Annotated in this window: 19 protein-coding genes and 1 tRNA gene; 7 read left to right on the top strand and 13 right to left on the bottom strand. The window is 56.9% G+C overall.

Features of this window, described 5'->3' with window-relative positions; genetic code table 11:
- Position 1 precedes the first annotated feature (1 nt).
- Positions 2–1060, bottom strand: a complete 1059-nt coding sequence (locus tag ACR3E6_RS12510; protein WP_171632863.1) for an adenylate/guanylate cyclase domain-containing protein — start codon at positions 1058–1060, stop codon at positions 2–4.
- Positions 1057–1425 (bottom strand): group I truncated hemoglobin, encoded by a 369-nt coding sequence (locus ACR3E6_RS12505; protein WP_152457802.1) that lies wholly within the window; start codon positions 1423–1425, stop codon positions 1057–1059. The genes ACR3E6_RS12510 and ACR3E6_RS12505 overlap by 4 nt, the downstream gene beginning before the upstream one ends.
- Positions 1426–1827: 402 nt before the next feature.
- Between ACR3E6_RS12505 and speB the strand changes: the two genes are divergently transcribed.
- Positions 1828–2802, top strand: coding sequence for an agmatinase (gene speB / locus ACR3E6_RS12500; RefSeq protein ID WP_480487395.1), 975 nt, complete (start codon positions 1828–1830; stop codon positions 2800–2802).
- Between the two features lie 32 nt (positions 2803–2834).
- On the opposite strand, the gene ACR3E6_RS12495 is transcribed toward speB, so the two are convergent.
- The 7 genes from ACR3E6_RS12495 to ACR3E6_RS12465 all read right to left on the bottom strand — a co-directional run bounded on the left by ACR3E6_RS12495 (position 2835) and on the right by ACR3E6_RS12465 (position 11072).
- Complete coding sequence (locus ACR3E6_RS12495; protein WP_480487393.1) at positions 2835–4055, bottom strand: aminopeptidase P family protein; 1221 nt, start codon at positions 4053–4055, stop codon at positions 2835–2837.
- A 162-nt stretch (positions 4056–4217) separates the two neighbouring features.
- A complete protein-coding gene (locus ACR3E6_RS12490) occupies positions 4218–5429 on the bottom strand; it encodes an ABC transporter permease (protein WP_171723384.1) in 1212 nt (403 codons plus the stop codon).
- Positions 5430–5434: 5 nt separating this feature from the next.
- Positions 5435–6709 (bottom strand): ABC transporter permease, encoded by a 1275-nt coding sequence (locus ACR3E6_RS12485; protein WP_480487391.1) that lies wholly within the window; start codon positions 6707–6709, stop codon positions 5435–5437.
- Between the two features lie 72 nt (positions 6710–6781).
- Positions 6782–7873 (bottom strand): extracellular solute-binding protein, encoded by a 1092-nt coding sequence (locus ACR3E6_RS12480; protein WP_480487389.1) that lies wholly within the window; start codon positions 7871–7873, stop codon positions 6782–6784.
- A 108-nt stretch (positions 7874–7981) separates the two neighbouring features.
- Complete coding sequence (locus ACR3E6_RS12475; protein ID WP_171632879.1) at positions 7982–9082, bottom strand: ABC transporter ATP-binding protein; 1101 nt, start codon at positions 9080–9082, stop codon at positions 7982–7984.
- A gap of 137 nt (positions 9083–9219) precedes the next feature.
- Positions 9220–9930 carry a maleate cis-trans isomerase family protein gene (locus tag ACR3E6_RS12470; protein ID WP_480487387.1) on the bottom strand — a complete coding sequence of 237 codons (711 nt, stop codon included), beginning with the start codon at positions 9928–9930 and terminating at the stop codon, positions 9220–9222.
- Positions 9927–11072: a M24 family metallopeptidase gene (locus ACR3E6_RS12465; protein WP_480487385.1), complete on the bottom strand. Its 1146-nt coding sequence runs from the start codon at positions 11070–11072 to the stop codon at positions 9927–9929. The genes ACR3E6_RS12470 and ACR3E6_RS12465 overlap by 4 nt, the downstream gene beginning before the upstream one ends.
- Before the next feature lie 195 nt (positions 11073–11267).
- Between ACR3E6_RS12465 and ACR3E6_RS12460 the strand changes: the two genes are divergently transcribed.
- Entirely contained in the window at positions 11268–12452 is a 1185-nt protein-coding gene (locus ACR3E6_RS12460; protein WP_480487383.1) for a M24 family metallopeptidase, read from the top strand.
- Between the two features lie 33 nt (positions 12453–12485).
- On the opposite strand, the gene ACR3E6_RS12455 is transcribed toward ACR3E6_RS12460, so the two are convergent.
- On the bottom strand, positions 12486–13328 hold the full coding sequence (locus ACR3E6_RS12455; RefSeq protein ID WP_480487381.1) for a LysR family transcriptional regulator: 843 nt from the start codon (positions 13326–13328) through the stop codon (positions 12486–12488).
- 106 nt (positions 13329–13434) lie between these two features.
- Between ACR3E6_RS12455 and ACR3E6_RS12450 the strand changes: the two genes are divergently transcribed.
- From ACR3E6_RS12450 to ACR3E6_RS12430, 5 genes are read left to right on the top strand one after another with little or no spacing between them, the layout of a single operon-like run.
- A complete protein-coding gene (locus ACR3E6_RS12450) occupies positions 13435–14034 on the top strand; it encodes an amino acid synthesis family protein (RefSeq protein ID WP_480487379.1) in 600 nt (199 codons plus the stop codon).
- The gene (locus tag ACR3E6_RS12445) at positions 14006–14794 is read left to right on the top strand and encodes an alpha/beta fold hydrolase (RefSeq protein WP_480487377.1); all 789 of its coding nucleotides are present in this window, start codon (positions 14006–14008) and stop codon (positions 14792–14794) included. Before ACR3E6_RS12450 ends, ACR3E6_RS12445 begins: the two co-directional genes overlap by 29 nt.
- A complete protein-coding gene (locus ACR3E6_RS12440) occupies positions 14791–15708 on the top strand; it encodes a flavin reductase family protein (RefSeq protein ID WP_209833290.1) in 918 nt (305 codons plus the stop codon). Before ACR3E6_RS12445 ends, ACR3E6_RS12440 begins: the two co-directional genes overlap by 4 nt.
- Before the next feature lie 3 nt (positions 15709–15711).
- Positions 15712–16746 carry an LLM class flavin-dependent oxidoreductase gene (locus tag ACR3E6_RS12435; protein ID WP_480487375.1) on the top strand — a complete coding sequence of 345 codons (1035 nt, stop codon included), beginning with the start codon at positions 15712–15714 and terminating at the stop codon, positions 16744–16746.
- A gap of 9 nt (positions 16747–16755) precedes the next feature.
- Positions 16756–18234, top strand: coding sequence for an aldehyde dehydrogenase (locus ACR3E6_RS12430; RefSeq protein ID WP_480487373.1), 1479 nt, complete (start codon positions 16756–16758; stop codon positions 18232–18234).
- Positions 18235–18639: 405 nt separating this feature from the next.
- Here ACR3E6_RS12430 and ACR3E6_RS12425 read toward each other — a convergent pair.
- The 3 genes from ACR3E6_RS12425 to ACR3E6_RS12415 all read right to left on the bottom strand — a co-directional run bounded on the left by ACR3E6_RS12425 (position 18640) and on the right by ACR3E6_RS12415 (position 22324).
- A tRNA-Ser gene (locus ACR3E6_RS12425) sits at positions 18640–18729 on the bottom strand.
- 134 nt (positions 18730–18863) lie between these two features.
- Positions 18864–21290 (bottom strand): DUF3772 domain-containing protein, encoded by a 2427-nt coding sequence (locus ACR3E6_RS12420; protein ID WP_480487371.1) that lies wholly within the window; start codon positions 21288–21290, stop codon positions 18864–18866.
- Positions 21290–22324 carry a cysteine synthase A gene (locus tag ACR3E6_RS12415; protein ID WP_480487369.1) on the bottom strand — a complete coding sequence of 345 codons (1035 nt, stop codon included), beginning with the start codon at positions 22322–22324 and terminating at the stop codon, positions 21290–21292. The genes ACR3E6_RS12420 and ACR3E6_RS12415 overlap by 1 nt, the downstream gene beginning before the upstream one ends.
- Between the last annotated feature and the right edge of the window lie 17 nt (positions 22325–22341).

Below are 22341 nucleotides of genomic sequence, written 5' to 3'. Positions count from 1 at the left end.
GTCAGAACGAACGGCTGCCCTGAGGCATACTCAAGCCCGATGTCACGTTGATCAGATCCATCTCACCCATGCCCTTGATATCAACGCACCCCAGATCCGAGACCTGAAACTCGTCAATCAAGGCATATTTCATCTCTTCCGGGGCCACGATGTTCATGGGGTTGGCAAAGACCTGCAACCGGGACGCGATGTTTACGGCAGGGCCAAACACGTCATAGACATATTTCTGAATGCCAACGACCGATCCAACCGCCGCACCCATCCCCAATCCGATCCGCGCCTGCCACTTATGCGGATGGCTTTCGTTGCGGCGTTCGAGATAGCGCAGGAACCTTACCGCACAATGCGCCACGGCGGTCGCATGATCCGGTGTTGGATCGGGCATGCCTGACACGGCCAGATAAGCATCACCGATCGTTTTGATCCGCTCACACCCGAATTGTTCCACGATCCGGTCAAAGGCCGTGAAGATGTCGTTCAGTTCACTCAAGGTGACCGTCGGGTCGGTCTTGGCCGCAAAATCCGTGAACCCGACAAAATCCAGCATCACCACCGAAACCTGCTGATACAGCTGCGGTGTGACAACGCCGAACGTCTTGAACTCTTCATACACGGCTCGGGGCATCAGGTTCAGCAACAGGCGTTCCACTCTTTCCTTTTCGCGCTCAAGCTCTCGGGTGTTGCGCTCGACCATGGTGGAATAGCTGTCGATCATGCTTTCTAATTCGCGAATGCGAGTGATGTTCTGACATTCCACAATCAGCACCTGCTCGGACAAGCCATTGGCCAGTGAGACGGCGACTGCAAAGATCAAGGTCCTGCGTTTCGGCTTTATCTGCAATTCGACCGAGTACCGAAGGCCGGACTGCTTTACATCCTCCAGTTCCTTGGGGTCGAGATCCGGCAGAACGTCGCTTAAGGTGCTGCCCTTTTCAGGAGTGCCGAACCATTCCGTGAAAGGCCCGTTGTGAAACACGAATTGCAGGTCGGATGCGCGCACCACGGCGACGCCGACTCCGATCGCACGCAGCAATTGCTCGTTTATCGCCAGAATGCTCATGCCGCGTTCCGGGTGACTATGATCGAACGTTTGCCTTCGATTGCGGTCAGCGCAGTTTTGATGTCTCCGTCGGACATGCCATGCTGACTTAGCGCGTCGCCAAACAGCTCGGCCATGACGTCAAACTCATTGTGCGAAATGTTCAGATGCCGATGAACTGCTTCGATCCTGTCATCACTGAAAGATGCGGGCCCACCAATCAAGGACGAGACGAACTTGGTTTGATGGTCGATCAGGCGCGGCATATCAATGTCTTCGAAATGATGGCCGATCTCATCCGAATCCAGCGCCATTTCATAGAAGGTCATCACGACCCGGCTGATCGTTTTGAAACCGCCATATTTCTCATAAAGTGTCTGTGCCACACGAATACCCGCGCGTTACCAATCAATAACCCCACAACTTTATATCAAATCGATATTTTTGTTAACGCTTATGATTTTCTGGCCCAGACGGATCAAAAACCGTCTTGCTGAAAAGGAAAATCTGCCAGAGCACCGCTGAGGCCGAAGGGGATCTTTCATACGTTCTTTGGGTATGGGAAATGAAAGAAATGCAACACCATCAGCGGGATTATCTTTTGACTGATCTTGAAGCGCTCTGATGGGCTGGGCCGGATCAGCTTTGAACGCAAGCCAGCCCGCCCTTCTGGAAGAAAATTTCCTCTGGTCCCCCAAAATCCGCCGTTCAAAGAGAATTTGGTTTCAAAACGGCGTGTCCTCATGTTCACATGCAGGAAAACGGCACAACAATCGAAAGGACCCAAAGTGCAGGAACATGGATATGCGTCCGGGCGACTGAATCTTCCTTTTGTCGGAATATCGACCTTCGCAAAATCTCCATATGTCGAGAACTGGGACAGAATCGAGGCCGACGTTTGCGTGCTCGGCGCGCCGTTCGACTTTGGAACCCAATGGCGCCCCGGCGCGCGTTTTGGTCCTCGGGCCGTGCGAGAGGCATCGACCCTTTTCAGTTTTGGCCATGCCGGCGCCTATGATCATGAGGATGACGCGACCTATCTGGACAGTTCGGTTCGGATCGTCGACCTGGGCGATGCGGATATTGTCCACACCAAGACCGAGACGAGCCACAAGAACATAGCCTTTGGCGTGCAGAAAATTCTCGAGGCCGGGGCACTTCCGCTGGTGATTGGCGGTGATCACTCGGTCAACATCCCCTGCATTTCCGCATTTGAAAGCGACTGCGCTGAAAACGGCCCGATCCATGTTGTTCAAATCGATGCGCATTTGGACTTTGTGGATGAACGTCACGGCGTCACCAACGGGCACGGAAATCCCATGCGCCGCGCGATCGAGAAAGACTATGTTTCAGGGATGACCCAGCTGGGCATTCGAAACGTGTCGTCCACCGCCAAGGAAGGGTATGACGACGCGCGTGCGCGCGGATCGGACATCCTGTCCGTGCGGCAGGTTCGCAGATTGGGAACAGAGGCTGTTCTTGACCGCATTCCCGAAGGCAAACGGTACTATGTAACGATCGATATCGATGCGTTCTGTCCCTCGATCGCGCCAGGAACCGGCACTCCGAGCCACGGAGGGTTCTTGTACTATGACGTTCTGGAAATCCTTCAGGGACTGGCGAAAAGGGGCGACGTGGTGGGCATCGATCTGGTCGAGGTGGCCCCCGCCTACGACCCCACTGAAAGCACTCAGATTCTGGCGGCACAGCTGCTGTTGAATTTTCTGGGTTTCATTTTTCACGAACGTGCCCGACGCGCGTAAAAGCGGGTGGAGCAGAAGCTCCACCCCAATCCTCAGGCGTCGATAATGTTGTGTCCCGGCCCGTAGGGGAAGCCTGTGATGTTTTCGGCTCCGTCTTCGCCCACAACCAGAATATCGTGTTCCCTGTAACCGCCTGCACCGGGCTGGCCTTCGGGGATCCACAGCATCGGCTCGATCGAGACCACCATGCCGGGTTCCAGCACTGTGTCGATGTCTTCACGGAGTTCCAAACCGGCTTCGCGACCATAGTAGTGGCTCAGAACACCAAACGAGTGCCCATAGCCGAAGGAACGATATTGAAGCAGGCCTTCGTCGGCAAAGAACCGGTTGATCTCGGCGGTGATACCGGAACAGGTGGCACCGGGTTTGATCAAGCTCAGGCCAAGTTCATGCGCGGCCACATTGGCCTGCCACAGGCGCAGACTGTCGGCATCCGGCTCGCCCAGGAACAGGGTCCGCTCCAAGGCGGTGTAATAGCCCGAGATCATCGGAAAGGTGTTCAGCGAAAGTATATCGCCTTTTTGCAACGCGCGTTTGGTGACCGGGTTATGCGCGCCGTCGGTGTTCAAACCCGATTGAAACCAAACCCATGTGTCACGGTATTCAGCATCCGGATAGGCTCGCGCGATTTCCACTTCCATCGCGTCTCGACCAGCCATCGCGATTTCGATTTCGGTTGCTCCTTCGCGGATTGCGGCATGGATCGCAGCACCACCCACATCGGCCGTGCGCGCTCCTCCCTTGATCAATTCGATTTCTTCAGCGGATTTGATCATCCGCGCGGCCATGGTGTCGGCCGCGATGTCAACCAATTCTGGCTCGCCCAGCATGTTCAGCGCCGTGTCCCGCGCTGCAAGCGTCATGTGGTCGCCTTCGATGCCGATCCGCTTTGCATTCCCGATCAGGCTCGCAACTGCCCGCCAGTAGTTGTCGCGTTTCCAGTCAGTATAAATCACGTTGTCTTCAACCGACCGGCGCCAAGGTTGCCCGGCATCAATATTGGCCGAAACGGTGGTGCAGTTGTCTTGGGTTACAACACAGCCATAAGGGCGCCCGAACGCACAGTATAGAAAGCCCGAATAATAGGCGATATTCTGCATCGATGTCAGCAGCACCACCGGGATATCCCGCTTGGCCATAATCGCGCGCAGCTTGCCAAGACGGCGGTCATACTCAGATTTGCTGAAAGGCAACGGGGCTTTGTCGCCATTGTGGCAGGTGAAGAACTGAGGGCGGTCAGAAATGTCAGTCATCCTTGGTCTCTCATCTATGCCGGGCGTGCATCTCCCGGCCACATGTCCCGGCGTTCAGGACAGGCGGTCTCGGGGTCCGAGAGCCGATCACCTCGGTAGTCGCCGCGACGCCATCGCGGCAGAGATGAACAGGTGAACCGTTAGATCAGACGGTTTGCTGCGTCAAGCGGGCGAAAGACCTCGCAGACGCTCCGACCGGCGTCGCAACAGTTCGACCGTCGTCAGCAGGGCAATGGACAGGACCACGAGGATTGTCGCAACCGCCAGAATGGTTGGACTGATCTGTTCCCGCAGGCCGGTGAACATCTGCCACGGCAACGTCTTTTGCGATGAGGATCCCACAAACAAGACCACGACCACTTCGTCGAACGATGTGATGAAGGCAAACAGGCCGCCCGAGATTACGCCCGGCAATATCAACGGCATCTGTATCTTGAAGAAGGTCCGCACCGGCCCTGCGCCCATATTGGCTGCCGCCCGCGTCAGAGATCGATCAAAGCCCACCAGTGTTGCCGTCACGGTAATGATCACAAAGGGAATACCCAGCACTGCGTGGGCCAGGATAACTTTCAGATAGCCTACGAAGTTCTTGTTCATGCCCAGTGTTCCTTCGAGGAAACGCCCGATATCACTGTAGAAAAAGAACATACCCGTCGCCGAGATGATCAGCGGAACAATCATCGGCGAAATCAGAATTCCCATGATCGCACGGCGTCCGGGAACGTGAGACTGGCTGAGCCCGATCGCGGCCAGCGTTCCCAACGTAACCGAGATAACCGTCGCAATCGGCGCGATGATCAGCGAGTTCTTGAAGCTGCGCTGCCATTCGTTGTTGGTGAAGAAATCACGGTAATGCTTCAGCGAATAGCCTTCGGGATCAAGCCGCAGCATCTCGGGCGTGAAGGTAAAGAAATCCTGCGCGTTGAAAGACAACGGCAACACCACCAGAATCGGCGTGATCAGGAACACGAAGATCGCACCACAGATCACGCGAAACAGGTAGTGATAGAAAACCTGCTGTGCCGTGAGATACGGCAGCAGCTTGCGCCGATACCGCCCCTCGTACAACCAATAGATAAACCAGGCGAAAAACCAGCCGCCGAGCAGGCCCAATACACCGCCCATCAGACCGGCCATTATGAAACCTATGACGCCGAACCCGATGATATTGATCCAGCGTGCGAGGTTTTCGTTCTTCACGATATTTATGTAGACCCAGGCCAGCCCCGCGATCAGGACAGCCCCGCCCAGTATGCCCAGAAGGACCGAACCATTTCCGGCCCCGACGAAAATGCCGGCAAATGCCCCGGCAAGTGCGACACTGGGCAAAACCATGGACATGGGTTTGCGGGATATCGGTGTCAGTGCTGCCATCTTGATTATCCCAACTTCACGTTATCGATGCCCACGATCTTGTCGTAGACCCAGTAGAGCAACAGCACGACCGCCAGAAGGATCGTACCCAAGGCCGCGGCCAGCCCCCAGTTCAGTGAGGACGAGATGTGATAGGCAATCCGGTTCGAGATGAAGACACCCTTTGTGCCGCCCACGATCTCGGGCGTGATGTAGTACCCAATCGCCAGAATGAACACGAGGATCGAACCGGCACCGATTCCGGGCACGGATTGCGGGAAGTAGATGCGCCAGAACGTCGTCCAGTTCGTTGCACCCATGGATTTGGCCGCGCGTGTATAAGACGGCGGAATGGTCTGCATCACCGAATACATGGGCAGGATCATGAAGGGCAGCAGGATATGTGTCATCGCGACGATAGTGCCGATCTGGTTGTTGATTATGATAAGGCGAGCATCATCAGCGACCAGCCCCAGCCAAACGAGGGTATCGTTAATAACCCCCTGTTGCTGCAACATGACCTTCCAAGCGGAGGTTCGCACCAGAAGGGACGTCCAGAAGGGCAAAAGGACCAGTATCATCAACAGGTTAGATACCCGCATAGGCAGCGTCGCCAACAGATAACTGACAGGGTAAGCAAGCAGGATACAAGCACCCGTAATCACGAGCGACATGAACAGAGTACGTCCAAAAAGCTTTATCAGGATTTGCTTGTCTGCGGGTTGAGCCTGCGCGCCTTCCGGGGTTCTGCGCATGTCGACGGCATTCAGGAAGTAACCATTGGTAATCACAGGTGAGTGGGTCTTGATCACCCGCCAGGTTTGCGGATCTCCCCATCCGTCATGAATCTCGATCAATGTTTCCTTGAACGGCCCATCCGTTTCAGGATCCAGTTTTTTGATCTGGCGCCCAGACCTGCGGAACATCGAAGACATGCCAGTCTCTTCGTAGTTCAAACGCGAACCGAGCCTTGTGTGTTCTTTGTTGTCAATCGCGACGATCATGTCGCGGACAAAGGCCTCGTAAACATCCTCGCCCGGCAACTCACCCGACTGTTCGTCCCAGTTGTTCAGGGCTTCGACGGTCAAGGGAAGTGTGTCGGACACGATGCTGTTTTCAACGGACCGAAACAACATCGATGCAATGGGAACGATGAATGAAAGCAGGACAAAAAGAAGAAGCGGCGCAATCAACATCAACGCCCGGAGCTTCTGCCTGCGTAGAGAGCGCGCCAGCGACTGCTTGAGCGGTGTTCCATCAGCGGCCAGCATGGGGCCCGCGTTTTGGGTGGCGTCAGTCATTGTTGTCCCTTGGCTTTTCCTGGGTCAGGGGCAGTTTCCCGCCCCTGACAGTGTCACCAATTCAAAACCGGCTTATTGCGCCAGCCACGCCTGGAATTTGGCGTCGATGTCGTCACGGTAATCCGCCCAGAACTCGTAGTTGTACAGGAACGTGTTCTTGGCGTTTTCCGGATCGGTTGGCATATGGGGCGCCATATCGATACCCAGTTCGGCATGCTTACCCACCAGCGGAGCCGACGATGCACGGGCCGGGCCGTACGAGATGTACTTGGCCTGATCCGCCAGACGCTGGGTGTCGGTCGCAAAGCGGAGGTAATCCAGCGCGCGTTGCTTACGCTCTTCGCTCAGACCGGCGGGGATGATCCAGCCGTCAATATCGAACACCTGCGCATCCCACAGCATGGCGACGGGCTGGTTCTGCTCCTCGATCACGCTGAACAGACGACCGTTATAGGTCGAGCCCATGATGACCTCGCCGTCGGCCAGCAGCTGGGGTGTGTCCGCACCGGCGGACCACCAAACAACACTGTCTTTGATGGTGTCCAACTTGGCCAGAGCCTGATCCTGACCTTCCGGAGTGGCCAGAACGTCATAAACTTCGTCCTTGGGAACGCCGTCGCAGATCAGTGCCCATTCCATGTTGTTGATGGGGCGTTTCTCCAGCGAACGTTTGCCCGGATAGGTTTCCAGATCGAAGACGGCGCAGACGTCCGTCGGCGGCGTGTCACCAACCAAATCGGTGCGGTATCCGAACGTGGTCGAATACACGATGCTCGGGATGTAGCAATCGCTGACGATCAGATCACCGAAGTCTTCAGATGCCGGTGTGCCATCGGGCGCCGGGGCCAGCATCGCGTCATGGTCGATTTCCATCGCCAGACCTTCGTCGCACAAGCGGATCGCGTCAGACGCCACGACATCGACCACATCCCAGGTGATGTTCCCCGCTTCGTTCATCGCGCGCAGCTTGGCCACCGCCTCGTTCGAGCTGTCATCGTTCAGAATGGTGACGCCGGTCTTTTCCGAATAGGGCTCGTGATACGCCTTCAACTGCGATTTGGAATAGGCCCCGCCCCAGGAAACGATGGTCATTTCCTCGGCCGAAACACCACCCGCCGCAATGGCGACGGCGGCCGTTGTCAGAAGGGTTTTGGTTGCTTTCATGTGTAAATAACTCCCAGTTAGTCCCGTTTATATGTGTGGTCAGCTGACGCACGGGCCTTCATCAGCCGGTCCCTCTGATAGAGCTGTGCTTGTTTCGCGCAGCTTGGTCTATGCGTCGAGCGCACGACAATCCTGGGCCAGCCAGCCGATCTCGATCTCCTGACCGGGGGTCAGGCGGACGGCATCTGGCGCGTTCCGGGTCTTGACGATGAACTCATCATTTCCTGCAACGGACATGCGGAAACGGAATACGTCACCCATGTAGATGAATTCTTTGACAGTCGCTTTCAGAGTATGAGCATCGGCGTGCAAGCGATCCTTGTTGAATTCCACCCGCTCAGGCCGGATTGAAACCTTCGTCCTTTCGCCCGGATTGTGAACGTTGATCGGAACCGCGTCGATCTCGGACCCATCGTCCAGCTGGACAAGGCATGTGTCGCCATCAATCGATTTAACGACACCTTCCAAAGTGTTGTTTTCCCCGATGAATTGGGCAACAAAGCTGTTTTCGGGTTCTTCATAAAGCTGATCAGGCGGTGCAAGCTGCTGAATGCGGCCATCGTCGAACACGGCCACACGATCCGACATCGTCAATGCTTCGGTCTGGTCGTGGGTCACATAAACCGTGGTGATTCCCAATTCGTGCGCAAGACGTGTGATTTCGAACTGCATATGCTCGCGCAGCTGCTTGTCCAGTGCGCCCAGTGGTTCATCCATCAACACCAGTTCGGGTTCGAAAACCAAGGCGCGCGCCAAGGCTATTCGTTGTTGCTGACCGCCAGACAACTGAGCCGGGCGCCGGCCTCCAAACGCCCCCATCTGAACCATGTCCAGGGCACGTTGTACCTTTTCATCCCGTTCAGACTTGCCCAACTTGCGGACTTCCAAGGGGAACGAGAGGTTTTCGGCCACTGTCATGTGGGGAAACAGGGCATAGTTCTGGAAGACCATGCCAATCCCACGCTTGTGTGGAGGGATATTGTTGATGGGCTTCCCATCAAGAAGGATTTCGCCATGAGTGGCGGTTTCGAATCCGGCAAGCATCATCAGGCAGGTTGTCTTTCCAGACCCGGACGGCCCGAGCATGGTTAGGAATTCGCCTTTTGGCATTGCAAGGTTGAGATCTTTGACGACGAGATTCTCGCCATCATAAGATTTTTGTACGCGTTGAAATTCAACAAACGCGGCATCGGTATTTGTGTCGGTCACAAGACCCCCTGTTGCGTCAAATGATTATCCGAGTGTTGCGGATTTCATTGATCTGTAGTCAGCAGTTAAGACCATGCAGTGGGCACTTGGCAACAATAGATGACGCTTTTGCGAATTTTCATGTCATTTCTGCTGTTTCAATCAGCAAGATTGAGGCGGCACATATGCCATGCAAGGCTTTGATTACTTGAAAGAACTGGCTTACCGATCCGCTTGCGAATCTCAGGAATCGCTTCAATCGTGCGCAGGTTGGTACAGCTGAGGAAAACGGCCTCGACCGATGGATCAGATCCCAGTTTCGTCGCGGCCTCGATCACCGACTGCACAGAAATCCGAGCAACCTTTGCCTCTTCGGCCTGCCCGAATGTCCCGAAAACATCCATGGTTATCCCGTTTTCCGAAAACGCGGCACGCAGCGGTACGTTGACCTCTTCGACATAAGGCGACAGCAACGCAAACCTGGACACCCCAAGATCCGCGGCGCAGGCCGTGGCCGCGCGCAAAGGGTTCGTAACCTCTTTTGTATTGCACGACTGTTTGACAAGTTCCTCCACACGTTTTGAACCAATGACGGAACTTGCGGACGTGCAGCCATAACCCACCACCTCGAAAGGACGCGCGCTGGGCAGCAACCCTGCCGCCGCCGGCAGGGCCTCTTCCATCTTGGCCAGACTTTCTGGTGTCACTTCAATGCCGCTGGGTATCCGTGTTACATACAACGGGTTTTTCCGGTCCGAGAAAATCTTGCCGAACTCCGGCTCAATCGTCTCGTCGACCTGAAGAACAATCAATCCAAGCGGCGGGGCTTGCGGGTCGTCCTCGTCAAGCGTGTATGGCACGTAGGTCATAGCTGGATCATCTCCGGCCCGATACGCGGGCTGATAAAGCGCGGAACATCGTCTGTTACGACGATGTTTTCTTCGTGAACCAAGATCTTGCCACCAACGGCAATGCCCGGCTCCAAGGTCAGCACCATGCCCGGCTCAAGAACGGTCTGGTCCGTCGGGATGAGCGACGGCCATTCGGTCAGCGACATTCCCAACCCATGCCCCGACCGACCGGCATCTGTGCCTTCGGACGCCTTGGTCAGCACCGTGTTCATGGCATGAAACAGCTCTGCTGAGGTGGCGCCGGGGCGCGCGATTTCGAATGCAGCATCCGACGCCTCAATCAGTCTGGCGTAAGCAGATTTCACGTCCGGACTTGCCGGGCCGACAGACCAATTGCGGTCGAAGTCACTGAAATAGCCATCCCAGACCAAGCCGGTGTCAAGCATCAGTACATCGCCAGCCTTCAAGGGGGACGACGACGCCGGAGAAATCACGTCAGAGTAACCGCCCTGCTCTGCCCCACCTGCGAGATACGGCACCCAGTCCGCGCCCTCTTCCAGACAGAGTATCTGGAAACCGCGAAATACTTCATCCAAAGGCACGCCGACCCGAGCAACCTCGGGAACCCGTGCGAAGGCTCGACCGGCTATGGCGCATGCGGTTTCGATTTTAGCTATTTCCGCCTCGGATTTGACCATGCGAAGTTGGCGCAAAATACCGTGATCTCCGGTGATGTGGCGCGAACCGAGCCTGTTTCGCAGGCGTTCAATATCCGACATGGGCATACGCGCGTGCGTCTCGTGACCATCGGGCATTCCGATACGGCCTTTGGGGGGTGTCAATTCCGTCAGGGTGTCCGTCAAAAGCGAGACGCCGTCATCCTGAAGATCGGGTGAGCTCCACGTTCGAATGTCATCGATCCAGGTTTGCCCCATCAACGAGGCGCCGATCGAGGGGATGACTGCAACCGGTTTACCAACCTCAGGCAGGATCAGGAACCAAGGACGGGTCGGGCTTTCCCAGAATCTGGTCAGGTATCCGGTAAAGTAACGCACGTCGGTTTCCGTGGTCAGCAGCAGCGCCGACAGGCCAGCGGCATTCATCATCACCTGTGCGCGTTCGGTGCGCGCTGAGAATTCTGCTGGCTCGAACCCTCTCATCCGGCGACCTCAGAGGTGGGGCGCCGCATGCAGCCTGAAACGTGGAAATGACACCGCTTGAATGGCCCGATGCTTCGGCCCGTTCGGTGCGGATTGATATCGGTTTTCATGCAGCCCCCCTGAATTTTCGTTCGTTGACGTGAGCGGATCGGTAGGGTTCTGTCAACCAAAGTCTTTTGTTGACCGGAGGCGCCAATGACCCACTCTGATCCAGCCTTCAGCCGGGCGGAATATGATCGCCGTCTTGCCAAGACCCGAAAGGCGATGGCCGCAAAGGGAATTGACTGCCTTTTTGTCGAAGACCCTTCGAACATTGGATGGCTCACCGGGTATGAGGGCTGGTCTTTTTACGTTCACCAGGGTGCCTTGATCTTTCTTGACGCGGACCCGATCTGGTGGGGGCGCCGGCAGGATGCAAACGGTGCGCTGCGCACGGTGTGGATGGGGGACGATCGGGTTTTTGGATACGCGGATCACTTCGTGCAGTCGACCACACGACATCCAATGCAGGATCTGGCCAAACTTATTGCGGACTGCGGACACGGCCAAAGCCGCATTGGGGTGGAACTTGACAATTATTACTATTCGGCCAAAGCCCATATTACTCTGACGACGGAACTGCCCGGGGCAACCCTGATCGATGCAACGGCCTTGGTCAACTGGCAACGGGTCGTGAAATCTGACGAAGAAATCGCCCTGATGCGCAAGGCGGCCCGGATTTCAGAGTTTGTGACTGACGGCATGCTTGAGCGCGTTGAACCCGGCCTGCGCAAGAACGAGCTGGTCGCACAGATTTACCATGACGCGATAACGGGCGTCGGTGATGACTGGGGGGATTACGCAGCCATCGTCCCACTTTTACCGTCAGGGTCAGACGCCGCCGCGCCGCATCTGACATGGAATGGAGATGTGTTCAAATCGGGCGAATGCACCTTCTTTGAGCTCTCCGGCTGCTACCGCCGGTATCATGCTCCGTTCTGCCGGTCGGTATTTCTGGGTCAACCGCCTGATTATCTCAAAAGGGCTGAGGCGGCCTTGGTTGAAGGGTTGGAAGCGGGTCTGGAGGCTGCGCGCCCCGGCAATCGCGCAAAAGACATTGCCAAAGCGCTGGCGGCGCCTCTCGAACGTGCGGGGATCGAACGCGGCGCCCGCTGTGGCTATCCTGTCGGCCTCAGCTATCCTCCGGACTGGGGCGAACGCACGATCTCGCTGCGGGAAGAAGACAATACGATCCTCGAAGCTGGCATGACATTTCACTTCATGCCCGGGCTCTGGATGGATGATTGGGGGCTTGCGATCACCGAAACCATCCTGATCAGGGAAAACGGTCCCGCAGAGTGTCTGTGCAAACGACCACGCAAAGTATGCGTCAAGCCCTGAGAGATATTCGAACGATCCAAGGCCCGCGCTTGATCAAACACGTATCTGATCAAGCAACCAGTCACGAAATAATGCGGCCGCTGGATTGCTGGCGTCAGCGGAAAGATAATACCCTTCGTTGCAGTCTACAGTGCTGTCATGTGCGCTTTCGACAAGACCGGTTATCATCGCATGTTTCGCCAGGAACTCGCTGATCAGGGCAACCCCACTGCCATGAACCGCCAATTGAAGCGCCATGCCGAACGTATCGATGAAAACGGCAGGCTGCCGCTGCACGCCCTGCTTGTCGAACCACGACTTCCATCCGCTTGACGTGCCGACTGCCTCTATCAGCGGAAGGTCAAACGGATCCCCTGCAAGCGTCGGCGCCTTGAGAGCGACAAGCCTGTCCGGCCACAAACGTTCGCCCCCCCTGCCCACTTGTTTTTCCGATCCGAACCTGACCTGAACGTCAGCTTGCGACGCGTGGAAATCGTCAGGCCAGATTGCACTGAGCAGCCGCACACTGATCTCTGGATTACGGGTGGTGAAGTCCGCGAGGTTTGGGGCGATGACCCATTGCGCGACGCTGACAGATGTGGCCACTGTCAGGACATCTCCTGGTGCGCTAGCGTCGGCCCTTCCGGCGGCGGCGGCTAGCGCCTCAAGCGCACTGCCGACTTCGGGCAGCAGTTTCCGCCCTGCATCCGTCAGGGCCAGACTGCGCGGATGCCTTATGAAAAGCGCTGTCCCCAGACGCATCTCAAGGGATTTCACCTGCTGACTGACGGCCGATTGGGTCAGGCCGATTTCCTCGGCCGCTGCGGTAAAACTCAGGGTCCGGGCCGCCGCCTCGAAGGATCGGAACCAGGTCAGGGGGGGAAGTGATTTTGCCATTGATCAAGTTAGCCATTAATCTTTTTAATGCGAAAGCACATAATTCAATCATTTGTCAAAAACCACACCCGTTTCTACCTTTTCCCAGCGCGACAGGAGAAGTGTGATGAAGCCGGAAATACGCAAGATTGTAACCTACGACGAGGAAGTTCTTGTCGAGGGATTTCGCCCTGCGGAAATCCCATGGCGCATGTTCGCCGTGGCCGCAGTGATTACCAATCCCTGGGCGGGTCGATATGTCGAAGACCTCAAACCGGAAATCCACGCATATGGCCCCGTACTGGGAAAGATGATGACGGACCGCATGATCGCGTTGGCCGGCAGTGGCGACGCAATCGAAGCCTATGGAAAGGCAGCCGTCGTCGGATTGAATGGCGAGGTCGAGCACGCCTCGGGCATTATTCATACCCTTCGGTTCGGCAATCACTACCGGCAGGCGGTCAGCGCGAAATCCTATCTGGCTTTCACAAACACGCGCGGCCCCGCAAATGCGCCGATCATGGTGCCATTGATGGACAAAAACGATGCCGGGCGTCGGTCTCACTACCTGACCGTTCAATTCGCGATCCCGGACGCACCGCGCGACGACGAAATTGTGGTGGTACTGGGGGCGGCAACATCGGGCAGACCGCATCACCGTATCGGCGACCGGTATCAGGATCTCAAGGATTTGGGTCATGACGTGGACAACCCGGCCGCGGTCTGAAATCGGCGGGCTGGCCGCCATCCAGACAGGCACAGGTCCGGACATCCTGTTGCTGCACGGGGTTGGCCTGCGGGCCGAAGCCTGGGGTGCGCAGTTGGACGGTTTGGCGTCTGTAGCTCGACTGACAGCGCCGGACATGCCCGGTCACGGAGAAAGCCCACTGAGTTTTTTCGGCACGGAACTGTCGGAATACAGTGATGCTGCACACAACGTGCTTCGCGATCTGAACGGGCCCGTCCTTGTTGTCGGCCACTCGATGGGCGCAATGATCGCATTAGACCTTGCCACCAAGGCGCCCGACCGGATTTGCGGCGTCGTGGCAATGAATGCCGTTTTTGAACGCGGCGCAAAGGCCGCGCTGGCGGTTCAGGAACGAGCGGCGGGGCTGGATGGGGAAACACCGGTTGATCCAACCAGCACGCTGCGCCGGTGGTTTGGTGACATCGGTTCGCCTGAACGTGATGCCTGCCGCGAATGGCTAACGGCAATGGATCCGGCTGCTTACAAGCTGGCCTATTCGGTTTTTGCCCAAAGCCGAACTCCGCGGCGCGACGCGCTGGAGAAACTCGCCTGCCCCGCGCTGTTCATAACCGGCAGTCAGGAGCCGAACTCCACCCCAGACATGTCGCATAAAATGGCCGAAGTCACCCCGAACGGCCGCGCGCTGATCATCGATGGGGCGGCCCATATGATGCCGATGACCCATGCAAATCAGGTCAACGCCGCCATTTCCAGCTTTCAAAGCGAGGTGCAATCATGACCGAACTTGATCCCCGCGACCTTCGGCGGGCATTCGGCAAATTCATGACCGGCGTGACCGTCGTTACCACGCGCAGCGCCTCTGGCATGGCCCTGGGCTTCACGGCAAACTCCTTCACTTCGGTTTCGCTCGACCCGCCGCTGTTGATCGTCTGCCCCGGCAAGAACTTGTCTTCATACGGCGAATTCTCGACCTGCACCCATTTCACGGTGAGTGTTCTGGCCGAGGGGCAAGAGGATGTGTCCAATACCTTCGCCGGCTTCAAAGGTGACCGGTTCGCCAAAACCGACCATGATCTCGACGCGCGAGAGATCCCTTTGATCAACGGCGCGGTCGCAACATTTTCCTGCCGGACCCACCAAGTGATCGAGGCAGGAGACCATTGCGTTCTGATCGGACAAGTCGAAGCCTATTCCCACAACGACCACCCGGCGCTGGGCTACGCGAACGGGCAGTACTTCAGCCTTGGCCTGGAACGCGGCGCACTTGAACCGACGGGGCGCAGGATCGTCTGTGGCGCAATCATCGAACACGAAGGCCGCGTGCTGCTTGAGAAAACGGATGCCGGTTTCAGGCCGCCGCAGGTCACATTGTCCGACCGGCGACAGTTGCGCGACAGCCTGTGGCAGGATCTGCATGATCGTGGCATCGACGCACGTCTTGGCGTCGTCTACTCGGTCTATGACGATGCCACAGCGCATCATGTCTACATATTGGGCAATGCGCCGGAACTTCCCAAACACGGCAAGCTTGAGGCCGTCGCGATTGAAGACCTGGCAACCCTTTCCTACACGACGACGCCAATCACCACCATGATTTCCCGTTTCGCGCTGGAAAGCCGGACCCGCGACTTCTCACTGTATCTGGGCAGTGCGCAGCTAGGCGACGTGCACAGCTTTTCTGAAAGGACCTGATGGATGGAGTTTTCCCTTTTTGCACACATGGAACGGCTGAGCCCCGATCAACCCCATGAGAAGCTGTATGAAGAGTTCATCGCGCTGTGTAAAATGGCCGATGAGGCGGGAATGCGTGCCGTCTGGACCGGCGAGCACCACGGGATGGACTTTACGATCGCGCCCAACCCTTTGATGTCTTTGGTGGATATCGCACATCACACCAAGAACGTACGGCTTGGCACGGGTACAGTTGTTGCACCGTTCTGGCATCCGATCAAACTGGCGGGCGAAACGGCTGCGGCAGACCTGATGACAGGCGGCCGTATCGAGCTGGGCATCGCCCGCGGCGCCTATTCGTATGAATATGAACGGATGATGCCGGGAATGGATGCATGGGATGCTGGCCAGCGCATGCGAGAAATCGCGCCACTTTTGCCCCGGCTGTGGGAGGGTGACTGTGCCCATGATGGAGAATATTTCAAATTCCCTGCCACCACCTCGGCCCCCAAACCCGTGCAACCCGGCGGGCCGCCCATCTGGATCGCGGCGCGGGATCCGAACAGTCATGAATTCGGTGTGCAAAACGGCTTTAACATTCAGGTCACACCGCTCTGGCAGGGCATGCATGAGATTGAAACGCTGATGGGCCGCTTTGAAGATGCATGCGCAAACCATGAGGGGCCGCGCCCCAAGATCATGCTGCTGCATCACACTTACGTTGGCAGCGACGATGATGATCTGGGTCAGGCCGCTCGGGAATTGTCGCGCTTCTACAACTACTTCGGGGCCTGGTTTCAAAACAAGCGGCCGGTCCGGCAGGGCTTGATCCAGACGTTGACGGACAAAGAGATGGCGGCCAACACGATGATGGCACCGGAAAACCTGGCGCGCGATCTGACTGTCGGAACCCCGGATAGGGTCACGGAACGTCTGAAACGTTATGAAGATCTGGGCTATGATGAGTATTCGTTCTGGATAGACAGCGGTATGAGTTTCGAACGCAAACGCGCATCGCTGGCCCGTTTCATCGACGACGTCATGCCAAAGTTTCAGTGAGGATCGATGATGCATCAGAAACCACATTTCCAGCTTTACATCGACGGCGCGTGGACCGAAGGGGCGCGCAGGCAAGTGATGCATTCGCAAAACCCGGCGACGGGCCAAGACTGGTCCAGTTTCGCCTGTGCCGCATCCGAAGACGTTGACCGCGCCGTGTCCGCCGCGCGACGGTCACTTGATGATCCCGCGTGGCGCGACATGACGCAAACCGCACGCGGCAAACTGTTGTTCAAACTTGCCCAGCTGATCGAGGAAAACGCCGGACACCTGGGCCAGCTTGAGACCACAGACAGCGGCAAGCTGCTTGCCGAAACCGCAAGCCAAACAGCTTATGTCGGTGACTATTATCGATATTATGCAGGGCTTGCGGACAAAATCGAAGGGGCGGTTCTTCCGATCGACAAACCGGACATGCACGTCTTTACCAAACGCGAACCGATTGGTGTGGTGGTCGCTATCGTCCCCTGGAACGCACAAATGTTCCTGACCGCGACCAAGCTTGGCCCCGCGATAGCAGCAGGCTGTTCGGTCGTGCTGAAGGCCTCTGAAATTGCACCCGCTCCGATGCTGGAGTTCGCACGGCTGATCGATGAAGCCGGCTTTCCGCCCGGTGTCGTCTCTGTCATTACGGGGGATGCCGAAAACTGCGCCATCCCACTTACGCGTCACCCGGACGTGGACCGGATCGCATTCACCGGCGGCCCGGAAACAGCGCGCCATGTCGTGCGCAATTCGGCTGAGAACTTTGCGGTGACTACTTTGGAACTGGGCGGGAAATCCCCGATCATCGTTTTTGATGATGCCAATCTGGATGGCGCGGCCAATGGTTTGATTGCGGGAAACTTCGGCGCCTCGGGTCAAAGCTGCGTGGCCGGCTCGCGCGGGTTGATACATCGCCCGATACTGGATGCGCTTGTTGACAAGATCGAACAGAAGATGAAGGGCGTCGCAATCGGCGACCCATTGGAAGCGGCCACCCATATTGGCCCGCTTTGCACCACAGCTCAGGTGGACAGAATTCAGGCGACTTTGGCGAAAGCCACAGAACAAGGCGCACGCATCCGCTTCGGGGGAAACCCTCTGGACCGGCCGGGCAACTTCATGGCCCCTACGCTGGTGGAATGTTCGAGTCCAGAGACCGAGACGCTGAAGGTCGAAATGTTCGGCCCCGTGATGTCTCTGCTGCCATTCGATACGGAAGAAGAAGCGATCGCATTGGCCAACGACTCGCATTTCGGGCTTGGATCCGGCGTTTTCACTGAAAATGTCGCCCGCGCCCATCGGGTTTCATCCCGCCTGAAATCGGGAATTTGTTGGATCAACACGTATCGCGCAGTGTCCCCGATCGCTCCGTTTGGAGGCTACAATCAATCCGGCTATGGCAGAGAAGCCGGGATCGAGGCCATTCACGATTACACAAGGACCAAAACCGTCTGGCTGAATACGTCGGAACAGCCAATGTCGAACCCGTTCGTCATGCGGTAGCCAGCACGGGGCGCTTTCGACACCCGAGGAACTGCCGGAGCATCGTTTCATCGCATGGCTGGCGCGGGCCCTGGCATCATCCCCAGTGCGCCAGATATATCGCTCGACGCCGAGGTCTTGCTGTCTGATCAGGCACTCTTCCGTGCTGGTCGGTATCCGGAGCAGGCGCTGCGGATAGGTGTGATACTGAGCGCAAACGGCAGCCGGACGCTCATCCCATTGGAGCAGCACTTCTTCCTTCGCGTCGGAAACATCGCGCAGGACCGTTTCCGCCATCCACGTCGCGGCGTGCGCCTGTAGGCCCGAGGGCCATTCTCTGAAAGTCGAGTGCCATCGTTAAACCCTTTTGAGACAGAAAGAAAAAGGCCCCGCTAGGGACCTGATATCGGGTTCGCGATTGGTAAGTGGCGGAGAGACAGGGATTCGAACCCTGGAGACGGTTTCCCGCCTACACACTTTCCAGGCGTGCGCCTTCGACCACTCGGCCACCTCTCCGTGCCGGCGATATTTGGACGAATGCTGTCGGATTTGCAAGGCCTCAATTCGACGAATTCAGGGGAATAGCGCAATTTAATCAATGCGCCCACCGAGGGGTGATCAACGGTCAACACGTGCCGCGTTTGGGCCACTCATGTCTCATCACTGGCACCCAGGTCCATATCCGCCTCGGTCAAATCCGCCGGAGTCTCTGCGACTTTGCGTGGCTCATCCTGCACAGAAACAGAAGGCTCCTGCTTGCTCGGGCCAGATGCCCGCAGGGTTTCGGGATTTCGCAACCAGACATCACGTTGTGCGAACGGGATCTCGATCCCTGCTTCCGAGAATCTGCGGTTGATTTCATGGTTCATGTCAGATTTTACCGACAGAGCCCAATTCACATCCCGCAGGATCGCCCGTATTTCGAAGTCCAAGGAATCTGCGCCGAACCCCTGGAACACAACGCTTGGCGCCGGGTTGGCCAAAACCATCGGATGGTTGTTGGCGATTTCGCCCAGAATGGTTTCGACCTGGCGCGTGTCAGTTCCGTATGCAACACCCACCGGAACGATCACCCGCCCGATCGTGTTGCCGCGGGTATAGTTTGTTACAACACCGCTGATCAGGTCAGAGTTCGGAACGATAACATCCGTCCTGTCGAACGTCTCGACCCGGGTCGAACGAACGGAAATGTCCTTAACATATCCCATCATGCCATTCACATCGATCCAATCCCCCTTGGAAATCGGACGCTCGACCAAAAGGATGATGCCAGAAACGAAGTTCGACACGATTGTCTGCAAACCAAAGCCGATGCCAACAGACAGCGCGCCAGCGACGATCGCCAGCGATGACAGATCAAATCCGGCCACCATGATTGCGACCAACGCGGCAAGAAATATGCCAACGTATCCTGAACCCGCGACAATCGCGTTTTGGCCACCCGGATCGATGTTGGTTTTCGGCAGAAGCGAATTGCGCAGCCCGCTTTGCAACAGACGCGTCAGCGTATAACCGATTGCAAACACGGCAACAAAGGTCAGAAAGTTGCTGGGCGAAATTGTGACGCCACCGATATCAAAACCAAGCAGCAGGCGCGACCATGCTTCCAGCAGATCGGTTTCCCGCGCCCCCCAATAGATCGCCAGAATGGGAAGCGCCAAGATGGCCAATGCAAACCCGACCAGTACGGAAAAAAGCGAATCCCCCGCGGCTTCGCCCTGCCCGGTGACCCAGCCGTAAATCTGACTGATGAACCGTTGCAGGATGACCAAGGCCCCGATCAGTACCAATGTCTTGACGGCAGGAAACACGATGGCTTCGGCCGCATTGGTGTATCCGAAAATCGCCAGCAAGGGAGACACGATGCCCAAAAGGAACAAAGCCCGGCGCAGGAATTCGACCAATTGGCTGAACCCTGCGGAACGGGTCGAGGCAACCTGATCCGGTGGCCCTTCCGTTGTTCGAATCTGGCGTATCCGCAACAACAACAAAGCCGTTGCGACAATGACCGGGAAACTGACCACGGCACGGGTCGCGTCGGAGATGTTTTCGACCCGTCCGAACAGCAACACCAATTCGTGCAGAACCAGCACCAGGGCGAGCAGATCGATATACACGCGCAGTTCGGTGATGCGCGCAGCGGACAGACGTTTGAACCCTTGCGACGCGCCGATCACGTAAACCTGGCGACCAATCCAGTCATAGAAAAACACGATCGCTGCCCAATACGGAACATTCTGAAGCAAAAGGCTGCCCCGCAGACCGGGAACGCCGGTGAGGCTGATTGCCGTGACCACGGCCACCACACCGATCCATGGCAACAGAATTCGCAGCAGTGAGATTACGAACGACCAGACCCCCGTCCCGGCCCCGCCGAGCAACCTCAGGTAGTCGCCTCCAAGTTCGGACCACCGTTTTCCAAAGATCAGCAGCACGGCTGAAATGATCAGAAGTATGAAGATTGCGAGACCACGAGCGCGAACTTGTTCGCGCACGACATCTGAACGCAAGTTCGTGATCGTTTCATTTGCCAGGCTTTGAACGGCCTCTTTGACATCCACCCATGCCGGTCCCCAATGCGCCGGGTTGATCGGTGACGGGCCCTGTTCGAAGAACTCTTTTTTCTGCCGCGCGCGAATGATCTGATCAATTTCGCTGATCAGCCCGTTCGCACGGCTATACGCCTCTTCGGATATGATGCGCGGCACACGCAGACTGTTGAGCTGATCCTCAAGATGCGTGCGAAGTTTGGCTATGTCTTCAGGCTCGGTCGTGTCCCCTTCGGGTTTGGGACCCAACGCTTTTAACTGGCTTTCCAGCGTCGTAATGCGGTCGGTATTTGCCCCACGAGCCCGATTGAAGTCTTCCCTGTAACCACTTATTTCCGAGCGCAAATTCTCTAACGCTGCGTCAGAGGCGCGGTTCGCCTCGATAACGGCTTCGGCCCGGTTAGCGGTTTTGACCCAACCTTGGTAATATTCACTTTGCCGATCCGTCAGCTGCGCGACAGCGCTATTCGAAAAGCCGACAAAGCACAGGAATAGCAGGGTCAGAAACAGGCGGACCCGTCCAAGCATCACACGTCCTCGAAAACGCCGGGAATGCTACGCGGTGCCTCGGTCATCCAATCCGGAACCGGAAGCTCTTTTTCACGCAGGAACTCGGGGTTGAACAGCTTGGATTGATACCGTGTGCCATAATCGCACAGGATGGTCACAATGGTATGACCCGGCCCCATTTCCTTGGCCAGGCGCACCGCCCCTGCCATGTTGATTGCGGTCGAGCCGCCCATGACCAGGCCTTCTTCACGCAGAAGATCAAAGATGTAGGGCAGCGCTTCGTTATCGGTGATCTGAAAAGAAAAATCCGGCGTGAACCCTTCCAGGTTTTTTGTGATACGCACCTGCCCGATACCTTCGGCGATCGACCCACCTTCCATCGCGATTTCGCCTGTCGTGTAATACGAATACAGGCCAGCCCCCATGGGATCGGCAAGACCGATCTTGACGCCCTTGGGCTGCAAAACTTCAGCAACGCCTGCCAATGTCCCACCCGACCCGACCGCGCTGACGAACCCGTCAACCTTGCCGTCTGTCTGCTCCCAGATCTCGGGCCCCGTGGTTTCCACATGTGCCTGACGATTCGCCACATTGTCGAACTGGTTGGCCCAGATTGCGCCATTGGGTTCAGTCTGCGCCAGTTCCTCGGCCAAACGGCGGGAATAGTGCACGAAATTGTTGGGGTTGCGATACGGGGCTGCGGGCACCTGAACCAGCTGTGCGCCCGCCAGACGCAGCATATCCTTCTTTTCTTCCGACTGGGTCTCGGGGATAACGATAACCGTTTTGAACCCCATCGACGCACCGACCAGAGCCAGACCAATACCGGTGTTGCCGGCGGTGCCTTCCACGATGGTTCCGCCCGGCTTCAGATCCCCGCGCGCGATGGCATCTTTGATGATAAAAAGAGCAGCACGATCCTTTACCGACTGCCCCGGGTTCATGAACTCGGCTTTGCCAAGAATCTCGCATCCGGTCTCTTCGCTGATGCGGCGCAGCCGGATCAACGGTGTTTTTCCTACTGCGTCAGCAAGATCTCGTGCAATGCGCATGGTCGCCTCTTGTCATT

It is taken from the genome of Ruegeria sp. AL3, from assembly GCF_056536065.1.
Note: the sequence above shows the minus strand (reverse complement) of the source record. Positions and strands in the feature narration are given on the sequence as shown.